Source organism: Blastococcus sp. CT_GayMR20 (assembly GCF_004570345.1).
The window spans coordinates 1-15390 of record NZ_SPQM01000003.1 but is presented as its reverse complement, the minus strand read 5'-3'; the positions used below and the strand labels follow the sequence as shown (position 1 = coordinate 15390).

Here is a 15390-nt window from a genome sequence, read left to right as displayed (position 1 = left end):
GACGGTGCAGGCCATCGCGGTGGCCGGCCGGCTCCGCGACCCGGACGGGATGCAGTGGGGCAGGTGCTCCGCACCGCGCTGACGGCGTGCGAGAGGGGATCGCGATGGCGAAGGACGTCGACGTCCTGACCGAGACGGTGATCCGGCGTCCGGTCCGCGAGGTGTCCGCGTACGCGGCCGACCCCACGAACGCGCCCGAGTGGTACGTCAACATCGCCTCGGTCGAGTGGGAGACGCCGCCACCGGTCGCCGTCGGTTCCCGCATGGCGTTCGTGGCGCGCTTCCTCGGCCGCCGGCTGGCCTACACGTACGAGGTGACCGAGCTCGTCCCCGGTGAGCGGCTCGTGATGCGCACCGCGCAGGGTCCCTTCCCGATGGAGACCACCTACACGTGGCAGGCACTGGACGACGGGGCGACCCGCATGACGCTGCGGAACCGCGGCCGTCCCAGCGGGTTCGCCGCCGTGGCCGGCCCGGTCATGGCCGCGGCGATGCGCCGGGCCAACCAGCAGGACCTGGCGAGGCTGCGCTCGCTGCTCGAGCAGGGGTGAGTCGTCGTCCCCCGGCCGGGGGACCGGCCGGGCACCATCCCGGCTGCTCCGCGATCATGAGCCGGTGACCAGTCCGGACGACCCCGAGACGGTCCGCGACGACGGCGCCTGGACCTACTGGGCGCCGTCCGGTCGCGGGGCCGTGCCGGCCATCGTGCTGCTGGTCATCGTGGCGAACCTGGTCGGGGTGGCCACCGTCGTCCTCCTGCTGATCGGCGTGGACGACGGCGCCGGGGACACCGGCCGGGGTCCGGTGCTGCTCGCCGCGGCGATCTACCTCGCGGTCGCCTTCCCCGTGGGCACCGTCGCCGGCCTCCGGCGGCAGCGGGTCACCAACCGCTGGCTCATGGAGGGGCGACGCCCGACCGGGGACGAGGCCGCGCACGCCCTGCGGCTGCCGGTCGACACCGCCCTGATCGCCGGCTCCATCTGGCTGGTCGGCGCCGTCCTCGTCGGACCTGTCACCGCCGCGTCCTTCCCCGATCCGCTCGTGGGCCTGCGCACGAGCGTGGCGACGCTGCTGGGCGGCATGGCCACGGCCGGGGTCACGTACCTCCTCGTCGCGCGGGCGGCCCGGTCGGTCACCGCCATCGCCCTCGCCGCCCACCCGCCCGCGGGCGCCCTGACCCTCGGCGTGCGCCCCCGCCTGCTGCTCACCTGGGGGCTCACCAGCGGGGTCCCGATGCTCGGCGTCGTCCTGCTGTACCTGGACCCCAGCAATCCGCAAGGACCGGGGAAGGGGGCGGTGGTCTTCCTGGTCGTGGTCGCGCTGCTGGTCGGCGGGCTCGCGACCGTGCTCACCGCCCGGGCCGTCGGGCAGCCGCTGCGCGACCTGCGCCAGGCGGTGCAGCGGGTGGGCCACGGCGACTACCGGGTGAGCGTGGTGGTGGACGACGCCGGCGAGATCGGCCTCCTGCAGGAGGGCGTCAACACCATGGCCGCCGGACTGGCCGAGCGCGAGCGGATGCGGGACCTGTTCGGCCGCCACGTCGGGACGACGGTGGCGCAGCGGGCACTGGACACCGGCGTCTCCCTGGGTGGGGAGGAACGCACGGTCGCGGCGCTGTTCGTCGACATCGCCGGTTCGACGTCACTGGTCCGGCGCACCGGTCCGGCGGAGATGGTGGGCCTCCTCAACCGCTTCTTCGAGATCGTCGTCGAGACCATGACCGACGGCGGCGGGCTGGTGAACAAGTTCGAGGGCGATGCGGCCCTCTGCGTCTTCGGCGCCCCCACCGACCACCCCGACCCGGCCGGGGCCGCCCTCGCGGCGGCCCGCCGGATCTGCGACGCCGTCCGCAGCGCGGGCGAGGTCGACGTCGGCGTCGGGGTCGCCTGCGGCCGGGTCTGGGCCGGGCAGGTCGGCGCGGCCAGCCGCCTCGAGTACACGGTCATCGGCGACCCGGTGAACGAGGCGGCGCGGCTCACCGAGCTGGCGAAGGACCACCCCGGCCGGGCGGTGGCGAGCGAGGCCACCGTGCTGGCCGCGGCCGACGGCGAACGCGCGCACTGGCAGCCCGGCGCGCAGGTCGAGCTCCGCGGCCGCGACGAGACGACGACGACCTGGGTGCGCCGCGACGTCTAGGCCCGGCGTCCGAGGAAGTCCCGGGCCGTCTGCTCGCCCTGCTCGATGAGGCGGCGGCGCTCCTCCGGCCCGATGCCGAACTCGGTGATGGCGGTGCCCGCCGTGTCCACGGTCATCGTCCGTTCCCGGACACCCGGCCGGTCCAGGTGCGTCTGGTCACGGCCGACCAGGGCGGTCGCCACGACCTGCTCCAGCAGCCGCACCGCAGGCAGCATCGGGACCCCGAAGAACGGGACCAGGTCGCCGAGCCCCGCGGGGAGGTCTGGGAGCAGCCGGACCCCGAACGTCGGCCACCGCGGCGGGCGGCCGTCGGTGCGGTCGAAGATCTCGATCGCGAAGTTGGAGAGCACCCCGCCGTCGACGATCGTGGCGACGTCCCCCGTGTCGGCGTTGCGCAGCGTGCAGGGCCGGAAGAAGAACGGGATGGACAGCGACATCCGGACGGCGTCGGCGACCAGCTGCTCGTCGGGATCGAGGCCGAAGCGCGGATAGTCCCAGGGCAGCCGCAGCAGCCGGCCGTTCGTGACGTCGGTGGCCGTCACCACCAGGCGGTAGCGGTGGTCGGCCGGGTCGGCTCCCGGATCCTCGCGCCGCAGGTCGCCGAAGGTGCGCACGCCGAGGTCCTCCAGTTCGCGCAGGAGCCAGTCCCGGACCCAGTCACCCGCGTAGGCGCCCCGGCGCGCCACCAGCGAGAAACCCTCGCTGAGCAGGGGTAACGGCACCTGCCGATCGGGGATCCGCCGCAGGTCCAGGCGTCCGAGGACCTCCCGGAACGTCGCGGAGTCGGTGCCGGTGGCGGCGAACGCGGCGGCCACCGCGCCGACCGAGGTGCCGGCGACCCGCGGGAACGTCCAGCCCGCGTCGAGCAGCCCCATGACCACACCCGCGGTGCCCAGCCCCTTGACCCCGCCACCCTCCAGCACCAGGTCGGCCCGGCGATCGGGGTGCGTCATCGCATCGGTCCCTGTTCCGTGTCGGTGGTGCCGGACCCCCGCGCATGTGGTCGAGCAGCGTCCGCCGAAGCCCTGGGGCCGTCAAGGGTCCGCCGGCCCCGCGGACCGCTCCTGCCGCGTGTCGCGGGTTCGCCCCGCGCGTCGGGTCCGGCGCGGGCGACGATGGGGCAAACCCTTGTGATCTCGGGAGCCCGGGAGGAACCTGTGCGCCGCCGGGGGCAGACCCGGTGCGCCATCCACCCAGGGGGAATCCGGCCCGGTCCCTGTCGGAACCGGGATGCGCGCGACGCCAGATCCCTGTTCCGCGCCGCGTGCGTTCCCGCGTGCCCTCCTCCGACGAGTTCGTCCGGTGCGAGCCGGGCGGGGAGGACCGGAGTGTCCGCCATCGGAGCTCTCGGCACGGCCGCCCGTTTCGTCCTCGGGGGCGTCCGCGTCCTGGGCGGGACGGCCGGACTGCTCGCGCCCGCGATGATCATCGGCCGTTTCGGCGACGAGGACCCGGCCCACAACCCGGCCGCGATCTACGGGCTGCGGCTGTTCGGTGTCCGGAGCGTGGTGATCGGCACCGATCTCTTCCGGCTGGAGGGGCGCGCGCTCGAGCGGGCGCTGCGGGCAGCACCCCTCATCCACGCCGGCGACCTGGCCACCGTCCTGACGCTGTGGAGGAACGGGCAGGTCTCGTCCGGTCAGGCCCGCCCCCTGGCCGTGCTGTCGGGGGCGAACACCGCCCTCGCCGTCCTCGCGCTCGCGGGGTCCCGCAGGGGCGGGGGATGACCTTCCGTCGCCCCTGTCCCGCCCCGACCCCGCAGGCCCCCGCCCCACCGCCGTCCAGGAGATCCGATGAGCACCGAGACCCCCGGCCCCAGGACCCTCTCCGGCACGACCGTGCCACAGCCCCGGGCCCACTCCGACGGCCATCCGGCGACCGGCCGCGTCGAGCCGCCGGCCCCCTCGCCCGTGCCCGGCGGGGACTACCGCGAGTCGCTCTTCTGGCGCCTCTACGACACCGTGGCCGAGATCGTCGACCGCAGGGTCGGCTGGGACCGGCTGCCCCTGCCGGGCGGGCTCGCCGTCCTGATCGGCGTCCGCAACGTCCTCCGGAGGGAGAACCTGCACGACCCCTCCACCGTCGTGCCGATCGTCGGCGGCCCCACCGCCCCGCCGCGGACGCCGCAGCACCTGGTGAGCCGCAGCGCCGACGGCTCGCACAACGACCTCGGCTTCCCCGAGATGGGAATGGCGAAGGCCCGCTTCGGCCGCAACATCCCGCTGGACAAGGTCCTGCCGGTCACCCGTGAGCAGCTGATGGAGCCGAGCCCCCGGGAGGTCAGCCGCAGGCTGATGACCCGGACGACGTTCCTGCCGGCCGAGACCGTCAACACCCTGGCCGCCGCCTGGCTGCAGTTCATGATCCGCGACTGGTTCACCCACGGCGAGGGCGACACGACCCGCCTGGTGGAGATCCCGCTGGAGCCCGACGACGACTGGCACCAGAACCCGATGACGATCCCACGGATCCTGCCCGACCCCAGCCGGCCGGAGAGTGCGACCGGCCCGGTCACCTCCGTCAACGGGATCACGCACTGGTGGGACGGCTCGTCGCTGTACGGCTCGACCGCTGCGGAGCAGGACCGGGTGCGCAGCCACGAGGACGGCAAGCTGCGGCTGACCCCCGAGGGGAAGATCCCGCTGCCGGAGGACCCGGAGCTCGACCCGACGCGGGTGCCCGGCTGGTGGACCGGCCTCGGCATGCTGGCCACGTTGTTCGTCCGCGAGCACAACGCCGTCTGCGACCGGCTCCGGACCGACTACCCGACCTGGGACGACGAGGAGCTCTTCCAGCGCGCCCGCCTGGTGATCGCCGCGCTGCTCGCCAAGATCCACACCGCCGAGTGGACGCCGGCCGTCATCAGCCACCCCACGACGGCCTTCGCCCTGCGGGCCAACTGGTTCGGCGTCGCGGGGGAGCGGATCGCCCGCTCGCTCGGCCGGATCAGCGACAGCGAGGTGATCAGCGGCATCCCGGGCTCGCAGACCCAGCACTACGGCGTCCCGTTCTGCCTGACCGAGGAGTTCACCAGCGTCTACCGGATGCACCCGCTGCTGCCCGACCTGTTCGACCTGCGGTCGCTCGACGGCGACCGACCGCTGGCCGAGCTCTCCTTCCCGGAGATGGCCGGGCCGCATTCGAAGGACGTCGACGCCCGGTTCGATCTGGAGGACGTCTTCTACTCCTTCGGGACGACGCACCCCGGGGCCATCGTGCTGCGGAACTTCCCGCACTTCCTGCAGGAGTTCACCCGGCCCGACGGCACCGTGATCGACCTCGCCGCGACCGACATCCTGCGGATCCGGGAGATGGGCGTGCCCCGCTACTGCGAGTTCCGGCGGCTGATGCACCTGCCGGCGCCGAGGACGATCGCCGACATCACCGACGACGCCGAGCTGGTCGAGGAGATGGAGCGGCTCTACGACGGCGACGTCGAGAAGGTCGACCTGATGGTCGGGCTGTTCGCGGAGCAGCGGCCGACCGGGTTCGCGTTCAGCGACACCGCGTTCCGGATCTTCGTCCTCATGGCCTCGCGCCGCCTCAACAGCGACCGGTTCTTCACGACGGACTACCGGCCGGAGATCTATTCACCGACGGGCCTGGCCTGGATCCGCGACAACGACATGCGCACGGTGCTGCTTCGCCACTTCCCGCAGCTGCGCCCGTCCCTGCGGGGAGTGGACAACGCATTCGTCCCCTGGAAGCGGGTCACCGCCTGACGTGACCCGGGCGCGTCACCGTGCGCTGGTCCACCTCATCCTGCTCCCGGGGTGGATCAGCGCACAGCCCGCGAACCGCTCAATGGTGCGAGCGCACGACGACCAGGACGTCCCCGCCCTGCAGGGTGCCGATCAACGGGTCGTCGAAGCGGAAGTTCTGCCCATTGCGCGTGACCGACAGGACGAGGTCGCGCAGCGACCGCGGGTCCAGGCCGACCTCGCTGGCGGACACCGAGCGCTGGTGCAGGTCCAGGCCCGCCCCGCCGGTGACGAGGTCCTCGACGACGTTGACCACCCGCGGTGCGTCGGTCGAGAGACCCAGCAGCCGGCCGGACGTCGCCGACGTGGTGATGACGGTGTCCGCGCCGGACTGCCGCAGCAGGTTGGCGTTCTCCTCCTCGCGGACACTGGTCGTGATCGGCACCGTCGGGTTGAGCTGCCGGACGGTGAGGGTGATGAGGACGGCGGCGTCGTCCCGGTTGGCCGCGACGATGACGGCGCGGGCCCGCTCGACCGACGCCCGGCGCAGCACCTCGGTGCGCCCGGCGTCGCCGACGATGCCGGTCAGCCCGAGGGAGTTCGCCTCGTCGATCGCCCGAGACTCCGGGTCGACGACGACGATCTTGTCCGGGGGCGTGCCGAGGGCCTGCAGGGAACGGATGGCGCTGCGGCCCTTGGTGCCGTAGCCGCACACGATGACGTGCTGGCGCACGCGGGACCTCCACCGACGGATCTGGAACTCCTCCCGGGAGCGCGCGGTCAGCGCCTCCAGGGTCGTTCCGATGAGGACGAGCAGGAACATGATGCGCAACGGGGTGATCAGCAGGATGTTGACCAGCCGCGCGGTCGGCGTGATCGGCGTGATGTCGCCGTAGCCCGTGGTCGAGAGGGTGACCGTCGCGTAGTAGAAGGAGTCGAGCAGGGTCAGGCCGACGTCGTCGCCGTCCCGGTACCCGTCCCGGTCGAGGTAGATGACCCCCACGGTGAAGAGCAGGAGGACCAGACCGATGAGCACCCGGCGCCACACCTGGCGGACCGGGGACTGCTCCTGGTGGGCGAGCCGTACACCGGTGTGCTCGGTCTCCGCACCGACGTGCCCGCTCTCCACCCGGGGGACAGTAGTGAGCGGCGGGCGCTGCTGCGCGCCGCCGCACCCGTTCGGGTCATGAACAGGTGCGGCGCTGCAGGTCAGCCGCCGACCTTCTCCCGCTCCTTGGCGGCCAGTTCACGCTTGAGCACCTTGCCGGCCGCCGAGACCGGGATGGCGTCGATGAACACGACGTCGCGCAGCCGCTTGTAGGGGGTCACCTCGGCGTTGACCGCGGCCATCACCGACTCCGCGGTCAGCGCGGCACCGTCGTCGTCCCCCTTGCGGACGACGTAGGCGATCGGCAGCTCACCGGCCTCCTCGTCAGGGCGCCCGACCACGGCCGCGCCGGCGACCCCGGGGACGCCGAAGAGGATCTCCTCGAGCTCGCGGGGGAAGACGTTGTAGCCCTTGTAGAGCAGCATGTCCTTGGTCCTGTCGACGATCGACAGGTAGCCGTCGGCGTCGAGGATCCCGACGTCCCCGGTGTGGAACCAGCCGTCGGGGTCGATCGACTCGGCCGTCGCGTCGGGGCGGTGGGCGTAGCCGCGCATCACCTGCGGGCCGCGGATGCAGACCTCGCCGCGCTCGCCGGGTGGTAGCGGGTCGCCGCCGTCGAGCGGCCGGATGCTGATCTCGGTGTCGAACACCGGGACGCCGACCGTGCCGGCCTTGCGGGTGCCGGACCGGAACGCCGGGTTGCCGGTCGCCTGCATGGTGACCTCGGTCAGGCCGTAGCCCTCGCCGATGACGGCGTTGGGCAGGAGGGTCTGCAGCTTCTCGATGAGCGTGACCGGCAGGGGTGCGGCGCCGCTGGAGACGCCGCGCACGCGGGACCAGTCGTGGTCGGCGAAGCCGGGCACCTGGAGCAGCGCGACGAACACCGGCGGGGCTCCGCCGATGGCGGTGACGTCGTACTTCACGGCGTCCTCGACGTACTTCACCGGGTCGAAGCGCATGTGGATGACTGTCGTCGTACCGCCCATGACCAGGCCGTTGAGGTAGCCGATCGCGCCCATGGCGTGGAACCACGGCGTCAGGTTCACGATCCGGGCCTGGCCGAGACGCGTGGGGCACTCGTCCTCGCCCAGGACCTGGCGGATGGTCACGTCGCCGGCGCCGTCCAGTTCCGGCACGGAGCCCGAGGTCCAGCACGCCGACTGCAGCACGTTGGTGACGACGTTGCGGTGCGGCAGTTCGACGCCCTTGCTGACGCCGGTCGTGCCGCCGGTGTAGGCCAGGTGGGCCAGATCGGCGGCCGGGTCGATGCCGGCGTCGAGTCGCCGGTCGGTGGGATCGGCGGTGAGCAGGTCGGCGAGGTCGACGTCGCCGTCCGTCAGGTCCAGGCGGGCCGCGAAGTCGACGATGTGTGCTTCGCCGGTGACCACGACGGTCGCGACCGGGGTCTGCGCGAGCGCGCTCCGGACGAAGGGCAGCACCTGGTCCCAGGTGATGAACACCGTGGCGCCGGCGTCGGTGAGCTGGGCGGCCAGGTCGGCCGCGGGAAGCAGCGGGTTGGTGGGGGAGAAGACCGCGCCCGCCAGCAGGACCCCGTAGTAGACCGGCGGGTACTGGCGGCAGTTCGGCATGTGGACGGCGACCACGTCCCCGCGGCCGACGCCGTGGTCGGCCAGCCAGCCGGCGACGGCATGCGCCCGCTCCGCCAACTCCGTGAACGTCAGCGGCTCCTCGTGGTCGATGAACGCCGGCCGGTCGCCCCAGCGCCGCGCGGCCGCCCGCAGGATCGACCCGACCGGTACCTCCGGGTAGTCCAGCGACCGGGGGAGTCCCGGCGGCCAGCTGGCGGTGGTGGGGTCGGACTGCGTGGCGGTCATGCGGAACCTCTCGTCGTCGGAAGGCGGGCACACAGCGTGGCTCAGGTCATACGCGGTGTCGACATCCGGGAGGCGGTCGGAGGATCTGTGAGGATGGCGCCATGAGCGACCAGCGCACCGCCCTCGTCCTCGGCGGCGGTGGCATCACCGGCATCGCCTGGGAGATCGGGCTCCTCGCCGGACTCGCCGAGGCGGGCACCGACCTCAGCGCGGCCGACCTCGTCGTCGGCACGTCGGCCGGGTCGGTGGTCGGGGCCCGGCTCGCGACCGGGGAGGACCTCGGCGAGATGTACGTCCGTCAGCTGGCGCCCGCGACCGGGGAGACGGCGTTCCGCCTCAACCGCGCGACCCTCGCCCAGTTCGGCTGGGCGATGCTGCGCAGCCGCGGTCGGGACGTCGAGTTCCGCCGCCGGATCGGTGCGCTGGCGCTCGCCGCGGAGAAGGCCGGCCTCACGCCGACGGAGCAGGAGCGGCTGGACGTCTTCGACGCGATCCTGGGCGGGAAGGACTGGCCCGAGCGGGACCTGACGATCACCGCCGTCGACGCGGGGACCGGCGAGTTCACGCCGTTCGACAGGTCCTCCGGCGTCCCGCTGCTGTCCGCGGTGGCCGCCAGCTGCGCCGTCCCCGGCGTCTATCCGCCCGTCACGATCGGCGGACGGCGGTACGTCGACGGCGGCATGCGCTCGGCGGCCAACGCCGATCTGGCGCAGGGCTACGACCGGCTCGTCGTGCTCGCGCCCATCCCGCGCGGCTTCGGTCCGATGGCGAGCGTCGACGCCCAGGTCACCGGGATGGTGTCGCGGGTCGCGGTGATCTCGCCGGACAAGGCCAGCCGGACGGCGATCGGGAAGAACGTGCTCGACCCCGCTGCCAGGGCGCCGTCGGCGAAGGCCGGCCGCGCGCAGGCCGCCACGGTGGCCGCGCAGATCGCCGACGTCTGGACCGGCTGAGTACGGCAGACCAGGATGATGGATGGGTCCGTCTCTGTGCAGTTGGGCGAGCTGCCGGAGCCCTGCCGCCCGCCGCCTCGATGAACGACCGTGCCGCGGATCTCCGCTTGACGACCCCTCGGAACATCCGGTCCTCACATGAGTCGTGCCGAACGGGGCGTCTGCATCTGAGGAACGCCCTGACTCACGCACGCAGGGGTGACGGCGACAGTGGCACGTAGAGGCCTGCGCGCTTGGCCCGCACCGCGGCGAGCGTCCTGGTGGCCGCATCGAGCTTGGCGAGGATGTGCTCCAGGTGCGCCGCGACGGTGCGCGGGGCCACCATCAGCGCCCGGGCGATCTGATGGTTGGAACACCCGTCGATCAGCAACCCGAGCACCTCCAGCTCCCGCGGCGTCAGGCCCCGGAGGTCGGTCACGGGCGAGAGGACGACCGTTCCGAGCAGGCGTGCCGCAACTCCATCGGGACTGGCGAGGACGGTCACGCGGACGTGCCCGTCCGGGGCGTGGCGGCCCCCGCGCGGCCACAGGAAGGACGCGTAGTACTGGCCATCGTCGATGCACGAGCGGGCGATGGCGACGACGGGCGATCCCTCCGCGAGCAGCGGGTCGCCGTCGAGGCCGGGCAGTGGTCCGGTGGCTCCGCTGCAGCACAGCACCGCGCCAGCGGTGGCCCCCCGCACCACCCGCGCCACCGCGGCCAGCGAGCGCAATGGATCGGCGCCGCTCGCCAGGACGGGGGTGAGCTGGTGCAGCCTGCGCCGCAGGACCTGGGGCGGTGGCTCCTCACTCCTGTAGAACAGCACCAGGTGTCCGACGTGGCGCTGCCCACCGGCGAACAGGGCGACGCCCAGGGCCTCGTGGAAGCCGGCAGGGATGAAGCACTCGGCCCAGGTCGGCACTTCGACGGCCGGGTAAGGCAGGTCGGACGGGCTCAGCGGCGCCCGGCCCCGGACGGTCTGGGCCCGCTCGATGTCGTGCGCCACGGTGGGGCCGTCCAGGTACTGCAGGATGCTCTCGTCGAGGTCGCTGCTGGCCACTGTGGGGTAGCTGCTGCTCATCGGGTCGGCGAGGGCCAGCCAGGCGGCGTCGAACGGCGCGAGGCGACGAAGCCTGTCCAGCATCTCCCGCGCCCGTTCGGGGAGGGGGCTGGTCGAATCGGCTATCTCGGCAAGCTCGAGGGTCGGCGTCGCCCCCATCGGTTCCCCCCGAGCCGCAGCGTCAGCAGGGCAGGACGTCTCTGCTCGACGTCGCCGGCGCCGGACCCATCCGCGTGCACGAGTACCACGAAACGCGACGGAGTAGTCCCGGTGACTGTGACGAGAACCTCCGATGGGTGAAGGCGCCCTGGACCCATCGGCATCACCCTTGTCAGCCGTCCTCAGGACCGGCTGACCCCTGCCTACGAACGACCGGCTGATCGACCTCAGCGACCGAGGCCGGCGTCCCGGGCCTTGACGATCGCCTGCGCCCGGTCGGCCACCTGCAACTTGGTGAAGATGTTGGACACGTGGTTGCGGACCGTCTTGGGGCTCAGCACGAGGACCGCGGCCAGTTCGGCGTTGCTCCGGCCGGCGGCGATCAGGTCGAGCACCTCGTGCTCGCGGGCGGTCAGCTGCGGGAACACCGTCTCCGTCCCGCGCGGCCGGTCCGCGGTGAAGAACTCGATGATCCGTGCGGCCACCGACGGGCCGAAGATGGCCTCGCCGCCGGCCACCGCGGCGACGGCACGCACGATCTCGGCCTGGTCCGCGCCCTTGAGCAGGTAGCCCCGGGCGCCGGCCCGCATCGCGGAGAAGACCGAGGCGTCGTCGTCGTACATGGTCAGCACCAGGACGGCGACGTGCGGGCTGGTCGCGACGATCCGGCGGGTGGCCTCGATGCCGTCGAGGCCCGGCATGCGCAGGTCCATGACGACGACGTCCGGCTGCCCGGCGTGGGCCGCGGTCACGGCTCCGACGCCGTCGGACTCCTCGCCCACCACCTGCCACCCGTCGTGGCCGGCCAGGAGTGCGGCCAGCCCGCGCCGGTAGAGCGGGTGGTCGTCCGCGACCAGGATCCGCACGGCCGGCTCGGTCACCGCGGGTCCAGCGGCAGGACGGCGACGACGCGCGTTCCGGTGCGACCCGCGGGCAGCACGGTGCAGACCCCGCCCACCTCGGCGGCCCGCTCGCTCATCGCGCCGAGCCCCACACCGGTCGGCGTTCCCTCGGGGATGCCGACGCCGTCGTCCGCCACCTCGACGTGCAGCGCGTCGTCGGCCGCGAGGGACACGCTGCACGTCCGCGCACCCGCGTGCCGGACGCTGTTGGTCACCGCCTCGAGCGCGATGCGGTAGGCGGCCACCTCCGTCGCGGCCCGCAACGGTGGCAAGGGCGTGCTCGCGTCCACCCGGATCTGCAGCCCCGGCGTGCGCAGCGCCAGGCGATCGGTCTGCTGCCGCAGCGCACCGAGGAGGCCCAGCTCGTCCAGCGCGGGCGGCCGCAGCCCGTGCACCAGGCGGCGGACGTCGTCCACGGCCGTGGCCGTCTCGCCCTTCAGCTCCCCGATCAGCGTCCGCGCGGCGGCGGGGTCGTCGTCGATCCGTGCCGCGACCAGGTCCAGCCCGAGTGCGACCCCGGCGAGCGTGGGGCCGACTCCGTCGTGCAGGTCGCGGCGCAGCCGGCGGCGCTCGTCCTCGCGCGCCTGGACCAGCCGCGAACGCGAGGCGCTGAGCGCGTCCGCCAGTGCGGCGGCCGCGACGGCGGCCCCCGCCGGCCGGGCGAGCTCGGTCAGCAGCTGGAGGTCCCGCGCGGACACCGGGCGGCGGTCGCGCCCCTCCAGCAGGAGTCGTCCGACCTGCTGCCCGTGCTGGGTCAGCGGCAGCTCGTGCAGCGGGCCGCCGCGCGGCTCGCCGGCGTCCGCCGACCCACCGGAGGCCACCTCGACCCGGACGTAGGGCAATCGGAGGGAGGCCGCGATCGCCTCGGCGAGCGCGGGCAGTGCGGCGCCGGGCGCCGCCGCTGCCTGCAGCCGGGCCGTGAGCCGGGACAGCGCGGCGTACGGATCCCCGCGGTCGCCGTACATGGCCCGGTCGACCAGCCGCTGCAGCCCGGTGCGCAGGGGCAGCACCAGCGCACCGATGATGCCGACGGCCACCGCGGTGGCCCAGCCGTCCGCGGCCAGCGGCCGGCCCAGCGCCCAGACCAGGGCCGTGTAGAGGACGACGATGGCGCCGGTCAGGCCCGCGTACACCAGCGACCGGTTCAGCACGACGTCGATCTCGTAGAGCCGATGTCGCACGATGGCCACGCCGATCGCGGCCGGCACCAGCGCCAGCACCACCAGGCTGCTCACGGCGAGCCAGACCGGCGGCTGGGCGTCGCCCGGGGAGGCGATGACCAGCAGGCACAGGGTCGCCGCGATCAGCAGGAGGACCAGCTGCCGGCGTTCCAGGCCGCCGGGCGCCGCCCGTCGCCAGCGCACGGCCAGCGCCGCGATGCCCGCGACGACCCCGAAGAGGACCAGCGGGAAGCCCAGCGCGCCCACCGCCTCCAGGACCGGCGCGGCGCCCTCGATGCCGATCGGGTTGGCGGCGACGGGATGGTTGAGGAAGGGCCCGGGCATCAGGGCGCCGGGGAGCACGAGGCAGCCGATCGTCAGCACGGCGACCGGGACCAGCCACCGCCAGCGGGGAGAGGGCACCCGGCCGTCGGGGTAGAGCAGCAGGCCGAGGGTGAACAGCGGTGCGAAGCCGAGCGCCCAGATCCAGGAGGACACCCAGGCCGCCACCGAGGCGCCGGGCAGCGAGCCGGGACGCGTGACCAGGCCGTACTGCGCGTACTGGTAGACGAACGCGGTGAGCGCCATGGCCGTCGCCGAGCCCAGGTAGAGCCGGCCGAGCCGGTTGTCCGGTCGCCGGGAGACGATGAGCGCACCCACCAGCGCGAAGCCGAGCGACAGCGGGACGTTGGCGAGCACCTCGACGTCGCCCAGCAGGCCGCTGTGGGTCCAGCGTTCCCACAGCACGGCGGCAAGGAGCAGGGCCGCGCAGACCGCCGGGACGATCCACGCGGCCCGTGCCCAGGCCTCGCGGCGCATGGTCCTCATGCTGTCCTGGCTGCACCCGCCGGAACAACCTCTGCCGGACGGCCGGGCCGGATCGGGTCCCCGGCCGGGCGGGCGCGGACGGTCAGGACGACGCTGACCGCGACGATCCAGACCAGGCCCAGCAGGAACGGGACCGGGACGTAGCCCGCCGGGTCGAGGATGCCCGCCGTCCCGGCCGCGATGGTCAGCACACTCACCACGACCCCCGCGGCGGCCAGCCACCGGGGAACCAGGCGGGTGACCAGGGTCGCCAGCGCGGCCGCCCCCACGAAGATCCCGAGCGTGTAGCCGCTGATCACGAAGCCGGCGCCGCCGATGTCCTCCATGGTGCGCGCGAGTTCGGGGGACAGGTCGTCGGCGCGGAACCGGGCGGCCAAGGCCGGCGCGACGGAGGAGATCTTCACCGCGACGGTCACCAGCCCGGCGCCGAGCGCCGTGGCGGCGAGCCATCCGTCGGCGGTCTCGGCGCGACGCAGCGTCCGGTACAGCGCGCCCAGGAAGACGAGGAACAGGGCGAAGCCGAGGATCTCGAGGGTCAGCCCGAAGGCCTGGACGGGGGAGAAACCGCGCTGCAGGTCGGCCAGGACGGCGGCGGCGTCGTCCCCGTCGCTGGTGCCGGCCTCGGCGAGGCCGTTGCCGATCAGGATGGCGAGGACGTAGACCGCCCCGCTCGCGAGTGCCAGCCGCTGGGATCGCATGGTGGTTCCTCTCGGTCGGTGCGCGGCCGGGCGCCGCGCCGCACGACCGACGGTGGTCGGACGGTGGTCCCGGCACATGGGACCGCCGTCCCGACTCCTGTCCCGGGCAGGCCCACCTACCCGAGCCCGGCAGCGGGGAACTGTGGTGGTCGTCGTCCTCCCCGCTGATCGCACCGATGAGTCATGACAGCTCCGACCGTCCATGCATGGGCGTGACCTCACCCAGTGAAGGAGCTCGTCATGACTCACCTGCCAACAACGATCCCGGCGGTCGGTACACGATGAGCGCCCCCGCTTCCATCACCATCACGCCAGTCCACGTTGCCGACCTGCGCGCCGAGGGGGAGCTGATGCCGGTCTACGTGCACGTCATCGACCATCCCGATGCGCGTGTGCTGGTCGACACCGGCATGACGGAGTTGCATCCGGCAGTGGCCGACATGGATCCCCGTCTCCGCCCGTTGAGCGAGCAGGACTTCGATCTCGCCGGCATCGACATCGTGGTCAACACACACCTGCACTTCGACCACTGCGGCGGCAACCACCTCTTCGCCGGGAAGCCGGTCTACGTCCAGCGGGGGGAGCTCGACGAGGCGCGCAGTGAGGACGACTACACCATTCGCGAGTGGGTCGAGGCGCCCGGCGTGCGGTACGTGCCGGTCGACGGCGAGCTCGAGCTGCTTCCCGGAGTCCGACTCGTCCCCGCACCGGGCCACACACGGGGCACCCAGGTGGTGGTCGTCGAGACAGGCGGGCGTCCGGTCGTCGTCGCCGGCGACGTCGCGGTGTGGTTCGGCGAGCTCGACGAGCCGCAGACCGCAGGCCAGCTGCGGGTGCGTGCGCTCGACCCCGAGCTGGTCTGGCTCGCGCA

The 15390-nt window shown here is 73.3% G+C and carries 13 protein-coding genes; 6 read left to right on the top strand and 7 right to left on the bottom strand.

What is annotated here, in order from left to right:
• Positions 1–86: 86 nt before the first annotated feature.
• Positions 87–551 carry an SRPBCC family protein gene (locus E4P40_RS01205; protein ID WP_209305157.1) on the top strand — a complete coding sequence of 155 codons (465 nt, stop codon included), beginning with the start codon at positions 87–89 and terminating at the stop codon, positions 549–551.
• Between the two features lie 64 nt (positions 552–615).
• Entirely contained in the window at positions 616–2136 is a 1521-nt protein-coding gene (locus E4P40_RS01200; protein ID WP_135156828.1) for an adenylate/guanylate cyclase domain-containing protein, read from the top strand.
• Here E4P40_RS01200 and E4P40_RS01195 read toward each other — a convergent pair.
• Positions 2133–3089 (bottom strand): patatin-like phospholipase family protein, encoded by a 957-nt coding sequence (locus tag E4P40_RS01195; RefSeq protein ID WP_135156826.1) that lies wholly within the window; start codon positions 3087–3089, stop codon positions 2133–2135. The genes E4P40_RS01200 and E4P40_RS01195 overlap by 4 nt on opposite strands.
• 375 nt (positions 3090–3464) lie before the next feature.
• Between E4P40_RS01195 and E4P40_RS01190 the strand changes: the two genes are divergently transcribed.
• Positions 3465–3863 (top strand): hypothetical protein, encoded by a 399-nt coding sequence (locus E4P40_RS01190; RefSeq protein WP_135156824.1) that lies wholly within the window; start codon positions 3465–3467, stop codon positions 3861–3863.
• A 66-nt stretch (positions 3864–3929) separates the two neighbouring features.
• Positions 3930–5858, top strand: coding sequence for a peroxidase family protein (locus E4P40_RS01185; RefSeq protein WP_135156822.1), 1929 nt, complete (start codon positions 3930–3932; stop codon positions 5856–5858).
• Between the two features lie 79 nt (positions 5859–5937).
• On the opposite strand, the gene E4P40_RS01180 is transcribed toward E4P40_RS01185, so the two are convergent.
• Positions 5938–6966 carry a potassium channel family protein gene (locus E4P40_RS01180; RefSeq protein ID WP_135156820.1) on the bottom strand — a complete coding sequence of 343 codons (1029 nt, stop codon included), beginning with the start codon at positions 6964–6966 and terminating at the stop codon, positions 5938–5940.
• Positions 6967–7046: 80 nt separating this feature from the next.
• The gene (locus tag E4P40_RS01175) at positions 7047–8780 is read right to left on the bottom strand and encodes a class I adenylate-forming enzyme family protein (protein WP_135156818.1); all 1734 of its coding nucleotides are present in this window, start codon (positions 8778–8780) and stop codon (positions 7047–7049) included.
• Between the two features lie 101 nt (positions 8781–8881).
• Here E4P40_RS01175 and E4P40_RS01170 point away from each other — a divergent pair, with 101 nt between their 5' ends.
• Complete coding sequence (locus E4P40_RS01170; RefSeq protein WP_135156816.1) at positions 8882–9733, top strand: patatin-like phospholipase family protein; 852 nt, start codon at positions 8882–8884, stop codon at positions 9731–9733.
• Positions 9734–9917: 184 nt separating this feature from the next.
• On the opposite strand, the gene E4P40_RS01165 is transcribed toward E4P40_RS01170, so the two are convergent.
• The 4 genes from E4P40_RS01165 to E4P40_RS01150 all read right to left on the bottom strand — a co-directional run bounded on the left by E4P40_RS01165 (position 9918) and on the right by E4P40_RS01150 (position 14519).
• Positions 9918–10931: a LuxR C-terminal-related transcriptional regulator gene (locus E4P40_RS01165; protein ID WP_135156814.1), complete on the bottom strand. Its 1014-nt coding sequence runs from the start codon at positions 10929–10931 to the stop codon at positions 9918–9920.
• Between the two features lie 227 nt (positions 10932–11158).
• Positions 11159–11812, bottom strand: a complete 654-nt coding sequence (locus E4P40_RS01160) for a response regulator transcription factor (protein WP_135156812.1) — start codon at positions 11810–11812, stop codon at positions 11159–11161.
• Positions 11809–13812 (bottom strand): sensor histidine kinase, encoded by a 2004-nt coding sequence (locus tag E4P40_RS01155; RefSeq protein ID WP_135156810.1) that lies wholly within the window; start codon positions 13810–13812, stop codon positions 11809–11811. The genes E4P40_RS01160 and E4P40_RS01155 overlap by 4 nt, the downstream gene beginning before the upstream one ends.
• A gap of 5 nt (positions 13813–13817) precedes the next feature.
• Positions 13818–14519: a DUF4386 family protein gene (locus tag E4P40_RS01150; RefSeq protein WP_167762073.1), complete on the bottom strand. Its 702-nt coding sequence runs from the start codon at positions 14517–14519 to the stop codon at positions 13818–13820.
• Positions 14520–14800: 281 nt separating this feature from the next.
• Between E4P40_RS01150 and E4P40_RS01145 the strand changes: the two genes are divergently transcribed.
• The coding region (locus E4P40_RS01145) for an MBL fold metallo-hydrolase (RefSeq protein ID WP_135156806.1) at positions 14801–15390 on the top strand (590 nt) is incomplete at its 3' end.